This window comes from Hydrogenophaga luteola (assembly GCF_042648585.1).
Classification (GTDB): domain Bacteria; phylum Pseudomonadota; class Gammaproteobacteria; order Burkholderiales; family Burkholderiaceae_C; genus Hydrogenophaga; species Hydrogenophaga luteola.
The window spans coordinates 348,480-364,479 of record NZ_JBHRXX010000005.1 but is presented as its reverse complement, the minus strand read 5'-3'; the positions used below and the strand labels follow the sequence as shown (position 1 = coordinate 364,479).

The following is a 16,000-nucleotide window of genomic DNA, read 5'->3' as shown; positions in this document are numbered from 1 at the left end:
GCGCTGCTCAGCCGGTGGTTCCGCGGGTCAGCCAGTGGCCCAGGCGGGTGGCGTCGTCGACTGTCAGTCGCACCGCGGTGTCGTCGGCGGGCCAGGTCAGCGGGCAGCGCAGCAGCCGCCCGTCGCGCGCGACCAGAGCGGTGAGCGCGCTGCGGGTGCCGCGCAGGGCCGCCACCTCGTCGAGTTTGCGCACGCGCCAGGCCTCGGGCGGTTGACCGCGTTTGGCCGGGGCGAACTCCACGCCCAGCCACTCGTCACCCGCTGCCAGACCGGCCGCCTCGCCTGCCCCGCCGCGCAGCACGTTCTTGACCGTCAGGGCGCCGCCGTCGGTTGCGACGCGCAGGCCCAGCGTTTGCGCCAGCGGCGCCTTGTCGCGGTGCACCTTGGCGCCGGCCGCCGCCAGCAGGTCCAGCACCGGCAGGTCGGCCGTGCCGTGTACCCAATCGGCCAGTTCGGCGGCAAAGCTGCGCTTGCCGAGCTGGCGCAACACCGTGGACAGGTCGGACTCGCGCATCGGCCCGCCCTGGGTGCGATGCCACAGTGCGCGCATCACCTCGTCCAGCGAGCCGCGGCCTTCGGCGCGCAGCGTGAGATCCAGGCACATCGCCACCAGCGCGCCCTTGGTGTAGTAGCTGATGGTGGCATTCGGCGTGTTCTCGCCGACGCGGTAGTAGCGCGTCCAGGCGTCGAAGCTGGCCTGGGCCACGCTCTGCACGCGCTGGCCGGGGCTTTGCTGCACCTGGTTGATGGTCTTGGTGACCAGGTTCAGGTAGGTCGCGTCGTCGATCAGGCCGGCGCGGCGCAGGAACAGGTCGTCGTAGTAGCTGGTGAAGCCTTCGAAGAACCACAGCAGCTCGGTGTGGTTCTCGCGCGTGTAGTCGTAGCGCTTGAACTCGGCCGGGCGCAGGCGCTTGACGTTCCAGGTGTGGAAGTACTCGTGGCTGATCAGGCCCAGCAGCGTGGTGTAGCCGTCGGTCGCCTTGAGCGCGGCGGGTTTGTCGTCCTTGGCGCGTGTCTTCGGGAGATCCGTGCGCTGCGCGATCAGGGCTGTCGAGTTGCGGTGTTCCAGCCCGCCGTAGCCCTCGCCGCTGGCGTGCAGCATGAACACGTAGCGCTCGTAGGGCGGCTGACCGTCGCCGTGCCAGAAGCGGATCTGCGCCTCGCAGATGCGGCGTGTGTCGTCCAGCAGGCGCTGGCCGTCGAACCAGCCGCCCGCGCCGCTGACCACGAAGCGGTGCGGTACGCCGCAGGCACTGAACTCGCCGCTCCAGAACGTGCCCATCTCCACCGGGCAGTCGGCGAGTTCGTCGTAGTTCTGGGCCAGGTAGGTGCCGAAGCCCTGCTCGTTGGCTTTCACCGGGCTCAGGCCGGTGGCGACCTGCCAGCCGGCGGGCGTGTCGCCCGGCGCGATCTCCAGCGTGTGCGGCTCGTCCTCGCGGCCGGCGACCATGAGGCACAGGCTGGTGGCGTTGAAGAAACCGCGCGTGGCGTCCAGGAAGGCGGTGCGCACCGAGGCGTCGAAGGCGTAGACCTCCCAGCGCAGGCTGAGCGTGCGCTGGCCGTCGTTGTCCACCTGCCAGCGGTGCTTGTCGAGCTGCTTCACCGTCAGCGCCTCGCCGCCCTGCATCGCCCTCAGGTGCTGCAGGTGCTGCGAGAACTCGCGCACCAGATAGCTGCCGGGAATCCACACCGGCAGCGTGAGCTTCTGCGATTTCGCCGGGCGGGTGATGTCGAGGGTGACCGCGAACAGGTGGGCGCGGTGGTTCAGCGGCTCGACGCGGTAGTGCAGGCCAGGGGGTGTGGTTTTGTTGCGGCTCACAGGGCTCCCGCGCCGATGAAGCAGCTCAGCGCTGCGATGGAAGAAAGGCGGAAGCGCAGCGTGAGCCAGACCTCCAGGCCGGCGCGGCGGTAAAGCGTGCGGTCGGCCAGGTAGCAGATGATCAGCATGAAGCCCAGCCAGGCCAGGCCCGCGAAGGCGGGCATCAGCAGCCCTGGCCAGGCCAGCAGCGAGGGAACGATGCCCCATAGGAGGTGGTTGCGCTGGTGGTGCGGGGTGTGCGGCAGCCCACGTTCATGGCGGCCACCGAGCCAGCCGATGCCCCAGTGGATGCCGCCCAGGAAGGAGATGATCAGCGCCGCGTAGCCGGTCATCGCGATGGCGACCCAGGGCTGCAGGGCCACGTCCACCAGCCACAGCAGCGCGGCGAGCATCACGAAGGGAATCAGGCCGGCCTGGCCCAGGGTGCGGGCCAGCGCCGCGTCGTCGGGGTCGTGCAAAGGCAGGGTCATCGGCGAGGCGGCGTCTTCTTCGTGGAGGGTTTTACTTGGCTTCGGCCAGCAGCTTCTCGACGCGGTCGGCGCCGATGGCACCCGGCACGCGGGCGCCGTTGGCAAAAATCAGGGTTGGCGTGCCGGTGATGCGGTTCTTCTTGCCGAACTCCAGGTTGCGGGCCAGGGCGGCGGTGTCGCAGCTGGCGGGTGCTGGCGTCACGTCCTTGACCATCCAGTCCAGGAAGGCCTTGCCCTTGTCCTTGGCGCACCAGATGTTGCGCGATTTGTCGGCCGAGTCCTGGCTCAGGATCGGGTAGAGGAAGACGTGCACGGTGACGTTGTCGATCTTGGTCAGGTCGCGTTCGAAGCGCTTGCAGTAGCCGCAGTTGGGGTCTTCGAACACCGCGACCTTGCGCTTGCCGTCGCCGCGCACGATGGTGAAGGCGTCCTTGAGCGGCAGGTCCTTGAAGCTGATCTCGGTCAGCTTGGCCTGGCGCTTTTCGGTCAGGTCTTCCTGGGCGCGCACGTCGATCAGGTTGCCCTGGATGAGGAAATTGCCCTGGGCGTCGGTGTAGAAGATCTCGCTCTGGTTGACGCGCACCTCGTACAGACCTTCCATCGGCGTCTTGCTGATCTCGTCAATGGGCGGCAGCTTGGGCAGCCGCTCGGTCAGGTTCTTGCGGATGGTGGCTTCCTGCGCGAAGCTGCCCAGGCTGGCGAAGGCCAGGGCGAGCGCGATGGCCGAAGTGGTGAGAAGTTTCATGGGTCCGCCTGTGGCGTGAAGAAGGTTGATCGAAGGCCGGCGGCGGTTCAGGCCGTCTGGCCCATGGCCTTGCGGGCCAGCCAGTGTTTCAGCGGTCCGAGACGGTCGACGCCGCTCATGCCCCAGTTGCGCAGCGCCTGCACGCGGGTGTCGGTCTGTCCGAACAGCCCGAACAGGCCGTCGGTCAGCCAGCCCATGGCACCCACCTCGGCCTGCCGCGCGCGTTCGTAGCGGCGCAGCAGCTTGAGGTCGCCCAGCTCGCGCCAGAACTCGCGCTCGTGGACCACTCGCGCCAGTTCCGCCGCGTCGGCTAGGCCGACGTTCAGGCCCTGACCGGCCAGCGGGTGCATGGCGTGGGCCGCGTCACCGGCCAGCGCCACGCTGCCCTGGGCCGTCTGCGCGATCCAGCGCCGAGCGCGGGACAGTTCCAGTGGCCAGGCCTGGGCAGGTCCCTGCAGCTGCATGCCGCCCAGCGTCGAACCGCACCGCTCCTGTACCGCCTGCGCCAGCGCCTGGGGATCGGCGGCCAGCCATTCTTCGGATTGCTGAGCAGGGACAGACCAGACCAGGGCCACGGAGTTCCCCTGCGCGCCGTCCAGCGGCAGCAGGGCGAGGATTTCTCCACGCGCAAACCACTGGCGCGCGACGCCGCCGTGGGCTTGTTCGGTGGTGAAGCGGGCGGCCACCGCCTTGTGGGGGTAGGGCCGGACGTCGAATTCCAGGCCCAGTTCCTCGCGGGTGGCGCTGCGTTTGCCCTCGCAGACCACGGTCAGCGCCGCCGGCACGGGTTCGGCCACGCGCTCGATGCCGCCCTGGAAGCCGATGGCGTCGGCCAGGCGCTTTTCCAGCGCCGGCACGTCGACGATCCAGGTCAGGGCGTCGACGCCCTGGTCGGACGCGGAAAAGCTCAGGTCGCCGCCATCGTCGCCGTGCACCTCCATGCGGGTGACCGGCGTCACGGCCGCAGGCGCTGCGTCGCCGTCTTCGGGCCAGGCGCGCAGCGACTGCAGCAGGGCGCGGGCGCTGGTGTTGAGGGCGTAGGCCCGAACGTCGAGCGCGGCGGCCGGTGCACGGGGGGCCGAGACCAGGGCCACTTTCAGTCGCTCGCGCGCCAGCAGCAGGGCCAGGGTCTGCCCGACCACGCCGGCGCCACGGATGCACACATCAAAACGCCGCGCGGCGGCCGGGGACGGGGAGGGGAGAGCCATCCGGGGATTTTAGGAGCAGGCCACAATCCGGGCATGAACATGCCCACCGAGTCCCCTGTGACCGCCGCCGATGTGCAGGCCCGCATTGCCCAGCTCTGGATCTACCCAGTCAAGTCCTGCGCCGGCGTGCCGCTGGAGCAGGCGGTGCTCACACCGACCGGCCTCGAATGGGACCGGGCCTGGATGGTGGTGGACGCGCAGGGCGAGTTCGTGACCCAGCGCGAGCTGCCGCGCATGGCGCTGATCCAGCCCGCCTTCAAGCTCGACCAGTTGGTGCTGCGCGCGCCGGGCATGCTGGCGCTGCACCTCTCGCTGGACGGCGTCGAGTCGCCGCGCCGGGTGCGCGTGTGGGACGACGAGGTCGACGCCTGGGACATGGGCGACCTGGCGGCGCAGTGGTTCTCCGACTTCCTCGGGCCGGACGCGCCCGAGGACCTGAAGAAGCTGCGGCTGGTGCGCTTCGACCCGGAGGTCCGGCGCCTCTGCAGCCTGAAATGGACCGCCGGCCGCGAGTCGGTGACCCAGTTTGCCGACGGTTTTGGCGTGCTGGTGGCCAGCACCGCATCGATGGACGAACTGAATGCGCGGTTGGTGAAGGCGGGCGAGGCGCCGGTGGACCTGCGGCGTTTCCGGCCCAACATCGTGCTGTCGGAAGTGGAGCCGCACGACGAGGACCGCATTGCCGGGTGGCGCGTGCAGACCGAGGGCGGCGTGGCCGCGCTGGAGAACGTCAAGCCCTGTGCGCGCTGCCCGATCCCGAACATCGACCCGGCCACCGCCACCTCGACCCCCGCGGTCAGCGACGCGCTGCAGACCTACCGGCAGGACCCGCGGCTGAACGGTGCCATCACCTTCGGCATGAACGCCATCGTGCTGGCGGGGGACGGCCTGGTGCTGAAGGTCGGGCAGGCCGTGGGCGCAGACTGGGCGTTCGACTGAACCCAGCCTCAGGCCACCGGGTTGTCGGGCCACCGCAGCGCCACGCCCTGCGCCGCCAGGGCATCCAGATCCTCCGGACGGTCAACGTCGGTGACGTAGGCCCGAAGGTCCGTCTCCCAGCGGTGCACCCGTTCCGGGTGGCGGGCCGCCCACTGCTGGCCCGACAGGTCGGGGCCGCCCGACAGCAATTCGTGCCGGACCGATGCGTCCAGCAGCACCGGGTTGCCCGGCTGCCCGTGCACCCAGGGGCGCACGAAGACGGTGCCGGCGGGGCGCTGCTGCCAGGCCGCGACGAGGGCGGCGATCTCGGATGGCCCGACCAGCGGCAGGTCGGCCAGGGACACCAGCACCGCGTCCAGCCCCGCGTGCAGTGCGGCCAGGCCCTGGTGCAGTGAGTGGCTCTGCGGTGCCTCCGGGTCAGGGTTGACCACGCGCTTCACCGGCAGTCCGTCCAGCGCGGCGGCCACCTGCTCGCGGTAGTGGCCCAGCACCACGACGACCGGTGCCAGACCCGCGCCCAGCAGCGCCTGCGCCTGCCGCTGCACGATGGGCTGGCCCTCGCGTTCCAGCAGGCACTTGGGCCGGTGGCCCATGCGCGAGGCCGACCCCGCCGCCAGCAGCACGGCGCCGATGCGCGGGGGCGGTGGGACGTGCGGCATGGGGGGCTTTGCAGGGATGGCCATGGGCGGCCAGATTACCCGTTTCAGGCCCGTCGCTTACACTTTCGGGTTGATTTTTCGAGGTATTCCATGAGTCTCCAATGCGGCATCGTCGGCCTGCCCAACGTCGGCAAGTCCACCCTTTTCAACGCCCTGACCAAGGCCGGCATCGCCGCTGAAAACTACCCCTTCTGCACCATCGAGCCCAACACCGGCGTGGTGGAGGTGCCCGATCCGCGCCTGGCCCAGCTGGCCGAGATCGTCAAGCCCGAGCGCGTCGTGCCGGCCATCGTGGAGTTCGTGGACATCGCCGGCCTGGTGGCCGGTGCCAGCACCGGTGAAGGTCTGGGCAACAAGTTCCTGGCCCACATCCGCGAGACCGACGCCATCGTCAACGTGGTGCGCTGCTTCGAAGACCCGAACGTGATCCACGTCGCCAACAAGGTCGACCCGATCGCCGACATCGAGGTCATCCAGACCGAGCTGTGCCTGGCCGACCTGGCTTCGGTGGAGAAGGCCATCCATCGCGTGAACAAGGTGGCGCGCGCGGGCGACAAGGACGCCATCAAGCAGCTGGCCATACTGGAAAAGTGCCAGACCGCGCTCAACGACACCCAGCCGGTGCGCACCATCGACTTCAGCAAGGAAGAGCGCGCCCAGCTCAAGCAGTTCTTCCTGATCACCGCCAAGCCGGCCATGTTCGTGGCCAACGTGTCGGAAGACGGCTTCGAGAACAACCCCTTCCTGGACCGCCTCAAGGCCTTTGCTGAGAAGCAGAACGCGCCCGTGGTCGCCATCTGCGCCAAGATCGAGGCCGAACTCTCCGAGATGGACGACGCCGACCGGCTGGAATTCCTCAAGGAACTGGGCCAGGACGAGCCGGGCCTGAACCGCCTGATCCGCGCCGCCTACAAGCTGCTGGGTCTGCAGACCTACTTCACCGCCGGCGTGAAGGAAGTCCGCGCCTGGACCATCCACGTCGGCGACACCGGCCCGCAGGCGGCCGGTGTGATCCACACCGACTTCGAGAAGGGCTACATCCGCGCCCAGACCATCTCCTTCGACGACTTCATCGCCTTCAAGGGCGAGCAGGGTGCCAAGGACGCCGGCAAGATGCGCGCGGAAGGCAAGGACTACGTCGTCAAGGACGGCGACGTGATGAACTTCCTGTTCTCGTCGTAGCAAAGACCTGCCCGATGCCCGACGGCCCCGCGCGGGCTGGCCGGTCGCCCGTGTTTCCATGCCACCAACCCAGGGAGAGTCCACATGAAAAAACTGCTTTCGTTCGCCGCTGTCCTTCTCGTCGCCGTGCTGGGCACCGGCTGTGCGACCAAGACGAAGATGGCCTTCGAGGACGACGGTGAAAAGCTGTCCGACAAGAGCAAACCGGTGCTGCTGATGACCGCGACCATCAAAAACAGCTACAAGCCGGCGTACCAGCCCAAGGTGCTGGTGCTGCATGTGGAGAGACCGGGGGCGACCGATGCCAAGGACCGTCTGAACTTCGTCATGGACGACAAGGCCAAGAACGAGTCGGACGATGCGGCCAAGGGCAGCCAATATTTCATCCGCATGGAGCTGGAGCCCGGCAGCTACGACATCAAGGGGATGACCAGCATGGCCCGGTCGTTCCCGGTGATCTCGTCCTTTTTTACGCCCATGCATGCGCTGCTGGAAGTCAAGGGCAGTGGCGTGATCTACCTGGGTCATGTGGAAGCTACCGTGCGCGAGCGGCAGGGCAACGAGTTCAAGGCGGGGCCCTCCATCCCGCTGCTGGATCAGGCGCTATCCGGCGCGTCGGGCGGGACATTCGACGTCACCATCACCGATGCCTTGGCCACCGACGAGGCGCTGTTCAAGAGCCGGTTTCCGGCGCTCAAGGATGCTGTGATCACCAAACAGATTCTTCCTCCCTTCGACCGCGCCAAAGCCCAGGACTGGTGGGAGAAGAACTGATCGATGCAGCCCATCGCACGCGTCCTTTCATGACCGACTCGACCGACCAGACGGGCCTGCGCCTCGCCAAACGCCTGGCGTCGCAGCTGCCCTGCTCGCGCGCCGACGCCGAGCGCTACATCGCTGGCGGTTGGGTGCGTGTGGATGGTGTGGTGGTCGAGGAGCCGATGGAGCGGGTGCGCGACGACCAGGTCGTCACCCTCGATCCGAAGGCGAAGCTCGAATCGCTGGCCTCGGTGACGCTGATCTGGCACAAGCCAGCGGGGCATGCCCTGCCCGAGGCACAGTTTCTTCCCGATGACATCGCCGCAAGCTGGTTCACCCCGGAGCTGCGTTTTGCCGGCGACCGTTCGGGCGTGCGCCCGCTCAAGGCGCACCGCCACAAGCTGCTGGCCGTGGCGCCGCTGGGCGAGCTGTCCAGTGGCCTGATGGTGTTCACCCAGAACCCGGGTGTGGCGCGCAAGATGACCGAGGACGCGACCCAGCTGGAGCACGAGTGGCTGGCCGAGGTGGCGGCCGATCCGGCGCTGGAGGAGGTGGCTCGGCGCGATGAGGTGCTCAGGTCGCTGGGCAAACCTGCGTTCTTCGACGGCTGGGCGGTGCCGACGGCGCGCGCCAGCTGGCAGAGCGAACTGCGCCTGCGGCTGGCGATCAAGGGCAATATGCCGGGCCAGGTCGCGCACCTGTGCGAGCGCGCGGGCGTGAAGCTGACCGCGCTGCGGCGTCTGCGGCTGGGGCGCATTGCCCTGGCTGGGTTGCCGGTGGGGCAGTGGCGCTACCTACTGGGTTACGAACGCTTCTGAGGCGCCACTGTCGCGTCAGCTGACCGAGCAGGTGAAGCTGCTGGCCTTGTTGGTGTCGCCGCTGCCCTTGTATTTCGGAAAGCTGGGGTAGGGACACAGCGGGCGCTCGAACGTGCCGGCTTCTGACGTGCCGGTGGCCACCAGATGGTCCGGTGCGATGCCTTTTTCCACCCAGGCCACCAGAGCGGTGATGAGGTCGGCCTTGGCCGCTCCCGGGCCTGTCAGGTCGTGCCCCACACCCGGCGAGGTGACAAAACGCGCGAAGCGGTCGAACTTGGCGCTGCCGCTGCTCTGGCGCACCTGGTCCAGATAGGACGCGGTGCGGTACACCGAGACACAGGTGTCGGCCAGGCCGTACCAGACCAGCAGTTTGCCGCGCTGGGCGAAGCGGCCCAGGTCGGTCGAAGGCTCCATGGTGCGGGACAGTTCCTGCCACTTTGCGCTCATGCTCAGCGGGTCGTGGTTCATGGAGTCGGCGGTTTCAGAGCCTGTCAGGGCCTGGATGACCGAGGTGGGGGCGATGTAGCTGAAGCCTTTGCGCAGGAAGTCGCCGTCGTACTCGAAACCGAACGCGTAGACCTGCCAGTCCCCGGTGGCGGCGCCGCCGCGACCGTAGCGTTCATAGCCGGTCATGCCGTTGGCCAAGGGCAGAGGCACGCTCTTGTCGGCGTAGTTCAGCCGGATGGCCTCGATCTGGCCCGAGGTGAGGCAGCTGTCGTCCTGGATGCCGGCGACGTCGTCCGCGCACTTGAGGTCGGTGGGCACGTAGGTGCAGGCCTCGACGTTGCCGATGATGCCGTCGGCCAGTCCGTCCAGCGTGTCGCAAGCCGCGATCTCGGCTCGGGCGTACAGCGCCGACTTGGCGGGGCTGATCCAGTTGGCCTGCGCGGGCACGGCGGCATTCACGCTGCCGTCCGCGTTGCGGCCGTAGATCCAGCGGTTGAAGTCACCCATGTTGACCTGATGGGCCTGCTGGCTGATGGCGGGCGACATGGCCAGCACGCCGTCGTAGTCGTTGGGGTAGCGGTCGGCCGCGATCAGGCCCGAGCGGCCACCGTTGGAGTGGCCCACCATGTAGCGCCGCGTGGGGGCCTTGCCGTAGAACTGGGTGGCGATGTGCGTGCCCACCTGCAGCACCAGGTGGTTGGCTTCCTGCGCGTGGTTCTGAAGGGCCACCGGGTCAGTGCCCCAGGAAAAGTCCTCCGTCTGATGGCCCGAATCGGAGCTGATGCGCACGAATGGCAGCGCCGCATCCGTCTGCACGTACTTCACGTGCCAGGGGTCGTCCGTGGGGATGAAGCCGTCGAAGCCACCTCCGCCCAGCGTCATGGTCTTGCCGTTCCAGTCCTTGCCCTCCGGCAGCTCCACGGCCCAGTGGATGGTGGAGCCGGGGCCGGACACGATGGTGCCGCGCACGATGCAGGCCCTGGGCAGGGTGATGGCCTCGCCGGTGCCGTAGTGCGATTCGTTCACGGTCTGGGCTTTTCGCAGTTCGGTGCGCTCGAAGCGGGCGTTGACCGGCAGCTTGCTCGGCACATAAGAGGCACACGCCTGGGCCAGCGGACGCGATGCGGGTGGTGGCGCCGCGTCGCTGCCGCCGCAGGCGGCCAGCAGCAGACCGCCCAGGAGCAGGCTGGTCAGGGTCAGGACACGGCGCCCTTGCGGCGCCACCGGGGTTATGCTGAATGAATGTTTCATCCTCGTGCTTCCTTGCAGATTGGGGATCACTCGCGCACGGCCGGGACGGCCCGGGCGGTTGCCACGGTGCGACGGGCGAGGCCCATGCTAGGAATCGGGTTTCCCGACGTCTTGTACGCCGCGGGGAACTGCGGGTAATCACCGATGCCGGACGGACACGCCATTGCCGGGGTGGTTTACCTGGGCCACGACTGGCTGATGTACGCCGACCCCGAGCTGCGCTTCAACCTGTCCCAGAACGTCGCGCCCGCGCTGGTGTGGAGTTCCTGGCCGGGGCCGGCCACGCTCACCTTGCGCAACGGCGATGAGGTCCGCGCACCGCTGTTCATGCATGCGGGCGGCGCCTGGAGTGGCATGGCCCGGCCCCGTGCGATGGCCTTTCTGTATGCCGATCCCTTGTCCGCTGCGGGCGCCGGCCTGCAACGGCTTGCGCAAGCCGGCGTGGCGCCGTGGCCCGATGCGGGTCTGATGGAGCGCCACGGAATGGATCTGCCGGCGCTGTGCACCGGCAGGATGTCTGCCGACCAGGTCGGACGCTGTGTGGGGGAGGTGCTGGCTGAGGTGCTGGCGCAGTCGGGGGCTGCGCTGCTGGATGTCCGGCTGACCGGTTTGCGTGAGCGCCTGCACAGCCGGGGTGAGGGGCGTGCGGACCCTGCCGCCGTGGCCGCGGAACTGGGGCTGTCGGCCGAGCACGTGCGCAAGCTGTTCCGCCAGCAGGTGGGCATGACGCTGTCGAGCTACCAGTCGTGGGTCCGGCTCTACCAGGTGGCCGTCGGCGCCTGCGAAGCACAGCAGCGTGGCGAGGCGCACAGTGCCACCGAGCTGGTCGGTGCCGGAGGCTTCTACGATGCTTCGCACGCGTCCCGGGCAATTCGCCGCTACTTCGATCTGTTGCCGACCGAGATGCTGGCGCCCAGGGCCTTTGTGGATTGCCGTCAGGCTGGACGCGGCTGAGCCTTGGCCGCGCGCTGGCTGACGCCGATCGCCAGCAGCATCAGCGCCAGCCCGACCCAGTGCAGTCGCAGCATGTGGCCTTGCGCAATCAGCGCGCCGCCCAGCGCAGCCCCCAGTCCCTGACCGGCGTACATGGCCGAGGTGTTGAGCGCCACGGACGCCGGCGCCAGCACCGGTGAGAGCTGCACCAGTCGCGCCTGCTGGGCCGAGTTGCCGGCGAAGCAGCCGAGCGCCCAGGGCACCATCACCAGTGCCTGAGCGACCAGTCCCGCCTGGCCGGCGGGCCAGAGCGCCAGGCTGATGGCCATCAGAGAGAGCGCCACCAGCGCGGCCCGTGAGGCGCCCAGACGGTCGACCCAGCGCGTGAGCAAGACATTACCGGCCAGGCCGAAGGCGCCGAACCAGAGGAACAACAGCGACAGCGTGGTCGCGCCAGCCGCGAGGGTTTGCTGCAGGTAGGGTGCGAAATAGGAGAACAGTGTGAACTGGCCAAAGGCGGACAGCAGGGTGACGCCGAGCGCCAGCATCAGCGGTGCCGACCCCAACGTCTGTCCCCAGGCGGCCCGCGACAGGGCCGCCGGCCGTACGCCGTCGGGCATGGCGCGCCAGACCCAGGCGGCGCTGACCACGGCCAGCACCGCGACCAGCGCGAATGCCCAGCGCCAGCCCAGTACGCCGCCAATCCAGGCCGACAGCGGCATGCCCAGCACCGACGCCACCGACCAGCCCAGGAACACGAACGAAATGGCGCGTCCGCGCTGCGACTCGGGCACCAGCAGGCCGATGCAGGCAGCCGCCTGCGGGGTGAAGACGGCCGGCGCGACCACGGCCAGCACGCGCAGCGGCAGCAGCGTCAGGTAGCTGGGGGCGAGGGCGCTGATGCCCATCAGCAGCGCGTACCAGAGCAGGGTCAGGGTGAGCAGGCGGCGCCGGTCCCAGCCGGCGACCAGGGTGGCGAACAACGGCGCGCCCAGGCCCATCATGATGGCTGCGGCGGTGATCAGCTGGCCGGCCTGGGGGATCGACACGCTCAGCGATTGGCTGATGTCGGTCAGGGTGCCCGGCACCGACATCACGCCGGTGCCGATCACGAAGTTGCCGGTCATCAGCGCCCAGAGGGCAGACGACGGGCGCGTACGGGGAGACGGGTTGGACATGGGGGCAGTATCGCGGGCGGTCCGGGGTGTCCGTCAGAACGACAGTCCCCCAGGGAACACCCACAAAAGCAGGGCCGTCAGCACGATGTAGCGCAGCAGCTTGCCCAGGGCCATCCAGGCCACGCAGGGCCAGAACGGAAAACGGAGCCAGCCCGCCACCGCACACAATGGGTCGCCGATCACCGGCAGCCAGGACATCACGCAGGCCTTGGGACCGAAACGCTGCAGCCAGTCCAGCGCGTGCAGCTCAGTGGGCTTGTGGCGGGCCCGGTCGATCATGCGGTGGGCGCCGGCGCCGATGAACCAGTTCAGTGCGCCGCCCAGGGTGTTGCCAAGGGTGGCGATCGCGACCGCGGGCCAGAACAGCTCGGGGTTGAGCTTGAGCAGCCCGAACAGGGCGGCCTCCGACCCCACCGGAATCAACGTGGCCGACACAAAGGACACGATGAAGAGGGTGCTCAGACCCGCTTCGGGCATGGACAGCCATTGCAGCACGGAGGTCAGCCAGTCGGGCATGTGCAGGGTGTGGGTATCAAGGTGCAACCGGTGGTCGGGATATCGTCTGCTGAAAAAACAGGCAGATACAATGCGCATCCCCTTCGCGCGGGCGACGCCGCCTTCGCCGCGACACCCACCCTCCAGACCATTCTCCCATCGCCATGCAACTGGGTCCGTACACCCTGCAGAATGCCCTGTTCGTTGCGCCCATGGCGGGGGTGACGGACCGGCCGTTCCGCAAGCTGTGCAAGCGGTTGGGCGCGGGGTATGCGGTCAGCGAGATGGTGACCAGCCGGCCCGATCTGCAGGACAGCCTCAAGACCTCGCGCCGCGCCGACCACAGCGGCGAACCAGGGCCCATCGCGGTGCAGATCGCCGGCACCGACGCGCAGATGATGGCTGACGCCGCGCGCTACAACATCGACCGCGGCGCGCAGATCATCGACATCAACATGGGCTGCCCGGCCAAGAAGGTCTGCAACAAGTGGGCCGGCTCGGCCCTGATGCAGGACGAGGCGCTGGCGCTGCAGATCGTCGAGGCGGTGGTCGAAGCGGCTGCGCCGCAGGGCGTGCCGGTCACGCTCAAGATGCGCACCGGCTGGTGCGCCAACGTGAAGAACGCGCCGGTGATTGCGAAGGCCGCCGAAGCCGCCGGCGTGCAGATGCTGACCGTGCATGGCCGAACCCGCGAGCAGGGCTACAAAGGCTTTGCCGAGCACGACACCGTGGCCGCGATCAAGCGCGCCGTGCGCATTCCCGTGGTCGCCAACGGCGACATCGACAGCCCGCACAAGGCGGCCGAGGTGCTGCGCCACACCGGTGCCGACGCGATCATGATCGGGCGCGCCGCGCAGGGCCGGCCCTGGATCTTCCGCGAGATCGCGCACTTCCTGGCGACCGGCCAGGAGCTGCCCGCGCCCGACCTGATGGAGGTCAAGTCGTGGCTGCTCGATCACCTGGAAGATCACTACAGCCTGTACGGCGAATACACCGGCGTGCGCAGCGCGCGCAAGCACCTGGGCTGGTATGCCCAGGCGCTGCCCCTGCCCGTGGGCGAGGCAGGGACGTTCCGCCAGCGCGTCAATGCGCTCACGACCGCCCAGGCGCAGCTGGACTGCGTGCGCGACAGCCTCGACGCATGGGCCGCCGCAGACCGACAAGAAGACAACCCGACCCGAGAAGACTGGAAACTGGCAGCATGAGCAACCACAACCTGCACGACTGTGTGCGTGCCAGCATCGAAAGCTATTTCCGTGACCTCAACGGCACCGACCCGGCCGGCCTGCACGACATGCTGGTCAAGGCGGTGGAGAAGCCCCTGCTTGAAGTCGTGATGCAGCAGTCGCAGAACAACCAGTCGCGCGCCGCGCAATGGCTGGGGCTCAATCGCAACACGCTGCGCAAGAAGCTGCTCGAACACAAACTTATCGACTGAGCGCTGCCAGTCCCCGCACCCGAATTTCAAACCTCCCCAGAGCACATCCCATGCGCGCACTTCTCTCCGTCTCCGACAAGACCGGCATCGTCGAATTCGCACAGGCCCTGCACAGCCTCGGCGTGACGCTTCTTTCCACTGGCGGCACCGCCAAGCTGCTGGCCGACAAGGGCCTGCCGGTCACCGAAGTGGCCGAGGTCACGAACTTCCCTGAGATGCTGGATGGCCGCGTCAAGACCCTGCACCCCAAGGTGCATGGCGGCCTGCTGGCCCGCCGCGAGTTGCCCGAGCACATGGCAGCGCTGAAGGAGTACGGCATCGAGACCATCGACCTGCTGGTGGTCAACCTCTACCCGTTTGAAGCCACCGTGGCCAAGGCCGGCTGCACGCTGGCCGACGCGATCGAGAACATCGACATCGGCGGCCCGGCCATGGTGCGCAGCGCGGCCAAGAACTGGAAGGACGTGGGCGTGGTCACCGACGCCGGCCAGTACCAGGCCGTGATCGCCGAACTCAAGGCCGCCGGCAAGCTCTCCGACAAGCTGCGCTTCGCGCTGTCGGTCGCCGCCTTCAACCGCATTGCCCAGTACGACGGTGCCATCAGCGACTACCTGTCGTCGGTGACGTTCGAAGAAGAGAAGCTGAGCGAAAGCTACGTGCCGGCGCGCAGTCTGTTTCCCGGTCAGTCCAACGGACAATTCATCAAGGTGCAGGACCTGCGCTACGGCGAGAACAGCCACCAGCAGGCCGCGCTCTACCGCGACCTGTATCCCGCCCCCGGCTCGCTGGTCACCGGTGTGCAGCTGCAAGGCAAGGAACTGTCCTACAACAACATCGCCGACGCCGACGCGGCCTGGGAATGCGTCAAGAGCTTCGAGGCGCCGGCCTGCGTGATCGTCAAGCACGCCAACCCCTGCGGCGTGGCCATCGGCAAGGACGCGCATGAGGCGTATGCCAAGGCCTTCCAGACCGACCCGACCAGCGCCTTCGGCGGCATCATCGCCTTCAACCGCACGGTGGACAAGGCGGCGGCCGAGGCCGTGGTCAAGCAGTTCGTCGAGGTGCTGATGGCGCCCGACTTCACCGCCGAGGCGCTGGAGATCTTCAAGCCCAAGGTCAATGTGCGCCTGATGAAGATCGCGCTGCCCAAGGGCGGCGCCAGCGCCTGGGACCAGGGCCGCAACGCCATGGACGCCAAGCGCGTGGGGTCGGGTCTGCTGCTGCAGACGGCCGACAACCACGAACTGGCGCTGGCCGACCTCAAGGTGGTCACCGTCAAGCAGCCGACGCAGGAAGAACTTCAGGACCTGCTGTTCGCCTGGAAGGTGGCGAAGTACGTCAAGTCCAACGCCATCGTGTTCTGCAAGAACGGCATGACCATGGGCGTGGGTGCTGGCCAGATGAGCCGCCTCGACTCGGCCCGCATCGCCAGCATCAAGGCCGAGGCCGCCAAGCTGTCGCTGCAAGGCACGGTCGTGGCGAGCGACGCCTTCTTCCCCTTCCGTGACGGTCTGGACGTGGTGGTGGACGCGGGGGCAACCTGCGTGGCCCAGCCCGGTGGCTCGATGCGCGATCAGGAGGTGATCGACGCCGCGAACGAGCGTGGTGTGGCGATGGTGTTCACGGGCGTGCGCCACTTCCGCCACTGAGACACGCTCC

General features: G+C 68.2%; 16 protein-coding genes. 8 read left to right on the top strand and 8 right to left on the bottom strand.

Annotated features, from left to right (window positions below):
- Positions 1-7: 7 nt before the first annotated feature.
- Genes ACFOPI_RS11850 through ACFOPI_RS11835 form a run of 4 tightly spaced genes read right to left on the bottom strand, consistent with a single transcriptional unit; the run spans position 8 to position 4,242 of the window.
- A complete protein-coding gene (locus ACFOPI_RS11850; RefSeq protein WP_382174069.1) occupies positions 8-1,819 on the bottom strand; it encodes a M61 family metallopeptidase in 1,812 nt (603 codons plus the stop codon).
- Positions 1,816-2,289, bottom strand: coding sequence for a DUF3429 domain-containing protein (locus ACFOPI_RS11845; protein ID WP_382174067.1), 474 nt, complete (start codon positions 2,287-2,289; stop codon positions 1,816-1,818). Before ACFOPI_RS11845 ends, ACFOPI_RS11850 begins: the two co-directional genes overlap by 4 nt.
- 31 nt (positions 2,290-2,320) lie before the next feature.
- Positions 2,321-3,034: a DsbC family protein gene (locus ACFOPI_RS11840; RefSeq protein WP_382174065.1), complete on the bottom strand. Its 714-nt coding sequence runs from the start codon at positions 3,032-3,034 to the stop codon at positions 2,321-2,323.
- A 47-nt stretch (positions 3,035-3,081) separates the two neighbouring features.
- Positions 3,082-4,242 (bottom strand): FAD-dependent monooxygenase, encoded by a 1,161-nt coding sequence (locus ACFOPI_RS11835; protein ID WP_382174063.1) that lies wholly within the window; start codon positions 4,240-4,242, stop codon positions 3,082-3,084.
- 39 nt (positions 4,243-4,281) lie between these two features.
- Here ACFOPI_RS11835 and ACFOPI_RS11830 point away from each other — a divergent pair, with 39 nt between their 5' ends.
- Entirely contained in the window at positions 4,282-5,181 is a 900-nt protein-coding gene (locus ACFOPI_RS11830) for an MOSC domain-containing protein (protein ID WP_382174936.1), read from the top strand.
- An 8-nt stretch (positions 5,182-5,189) separates the two neighbouring features.
- Here ACFOPI_RS11830 and ACFOPI_RS11825 read toward each other — a convergent pair whose 3' ends face one another.
- Entirely contained in the window at positions 5,190-5,840 is a 651-nt protein-coding gene (locus tag ACFOPI_RS11825; RefSeq protein WP_382174061.1) for a nucleotidyltransferase family protein, read from the bottom strand.
- 90 nt (positions 5,841-5,930) lie between these two features.
- Here ACFOPI_RS11825 and ychF point away from each other — a divergent pair, with 90 nt between their 5' ends.
- From ychF to ACFOPI_RS11810, 3 genes are all read left to right on the top strand, one after another.
- Entirely contained in the window at positions 5,931-7,022 is a 1,092-nt protein-coding gene (gene ychF / locus ACFOPI_RS11820) for a redox-regulated ATPase YchF (protein WP_382174059.1), read from the top strand.
- Positions 7,023-7,106: 84 nt separating this feature from the next.
- Positions 7,107-7,796 carry a hypothetical protein gene (locus tag ACFOPI_RS11815; protein WP_382174057.1) on the top strand — a complete coding sequence of 230 codons (690 nt, stop codon included), beginning with the start codon at positions 7,107-7,109 and terminating at the stop codon, positions 7,794-7,796.
- A 29-nt stretch (positions 7,797-7,825) separates the two neighbouring features.
- Positions 7,826-8,599, top strand: coding sequence for an RNA pseudouridine synthase (locus ACFOPI_RS11810; protein WP_382174055.1), 774 nt, complete (start codon positions 7,826-7,828; stop codon positions 8,597-8,599).
- A gap of 15 nt (positions 8,600-8,614) precedes the next feature.
- Here the strand turns inward: ACFOPI_RS11810 and ACFOPI_RS11805 are convergent, their stop codons facing one another.
- The gene (locus ACFOPI_RS11805) at positions 8,615-10,297 is read right to left on the bottom strand and encodes a tannase/feruloyl esterase family alpha/beta hydrolase (RefSeq protein WP_382174053.1); all 1,683 of its coding nucleotides are present in this window, start codon (positions 10,295-10,297) and stop codon (positions 8,615-8,617) included.
- A 144-nt stretch (positions 10,298-10,441) separates the two neighbouring features.
- On the opposite strand from ACFOPI_RS11805, the gene ACFOPI_RS11800 reads away from it, so the two are divergent.
- On the top strand, positions 10,442-11,251 hold the full coding sequence (locus tag ACFOPI_RS11800; protein ID WP_382174051.1) for a helix-turn-helix transcriptional regulator: 810 nt from the start codon (positions 10,442-10,444) through the stop codon (positions 11,249-11,251).
- Here the strand turns inward: ACFOPI_RS11800 and ACFOPI_RS11795 are convergent.
- Positions 11,233-12,408, bottom strand: coding sequence for an MFS transporter (locus tag ACFOPI_RS11795; protein ID WP_382174049.1), 1,176 nt, complete (start codon positions 12,406-12,408; stop codon positions 11,233-11,235). The genes ACFOPI_RS11800 and ACFOPI_RS11795 overlap by 19 nt on opposite strands.
- 33 nt (positions 12,409-12,441) lie before the next feature.
- Complete coding sequence (locus ACFOPI_RS11790) at positions 12,442-12,924, bottom strand: YqaA family protein (RefSeq protein ID WP_382174047.1); 483 nt, start codon at positions 12,922-12,924, stop codon at positions 12,442-12,444.
- Positions 12,925-13,067: 143 nt separating this feature from the next.
- Here ACFOPI_RS11790 and dusB point away from each other — a divergent pair, with 143 nt between their 5' ends.
- From dusB to purH, 3 genes are read left to right on the top strand one after another with little or no spacing between them, the layout of a single operon-like run.
- A complete protein-coding gene (gene dusB, locus ACFOPI_RS11785; protein ID WP_382174045.1) occupies positions 13,068-14,108 on the top strand; it encodes a tRNA dihydrouridine synthase DusB in 1,041 nt (346 codons plus the stop codon).
- Positions 14,105-14,341: a helix-turn-helix domain-containing protein gene (locus ACFOPI_RS11780; RefSeq protein ID WP_382174043.1), complete on the top strand. Its 237-nt coding sequence runs from the start codon at positions 14,105-14,107 to the stop codon at positions 14,339-14,341. Before dusB ends, ACFOPI_RS11780 begins: the two co-directional genes overlap by 4 nt.
- Before the next feature lie 50 nt (positions 14,342-14,391).
- The gene (gene purH, locus ACFOPI_RS11775) at positions 14,392-15,990 is read left to right on the top strand and encodes a bifunctional phosphoribosylaminoimidazolecarboxamide formyltransferase/IMP cyclohydrolase (RefSeq protein ID WP_382174041.1); all 1,599 of its coding nucleotides are present in this window, start codon (positions 14,392-14,394) and stop codon (positions 15,988-15,990) included.
- Positions 15,991-16,000 lie beyond the last annotated feature (10 nt).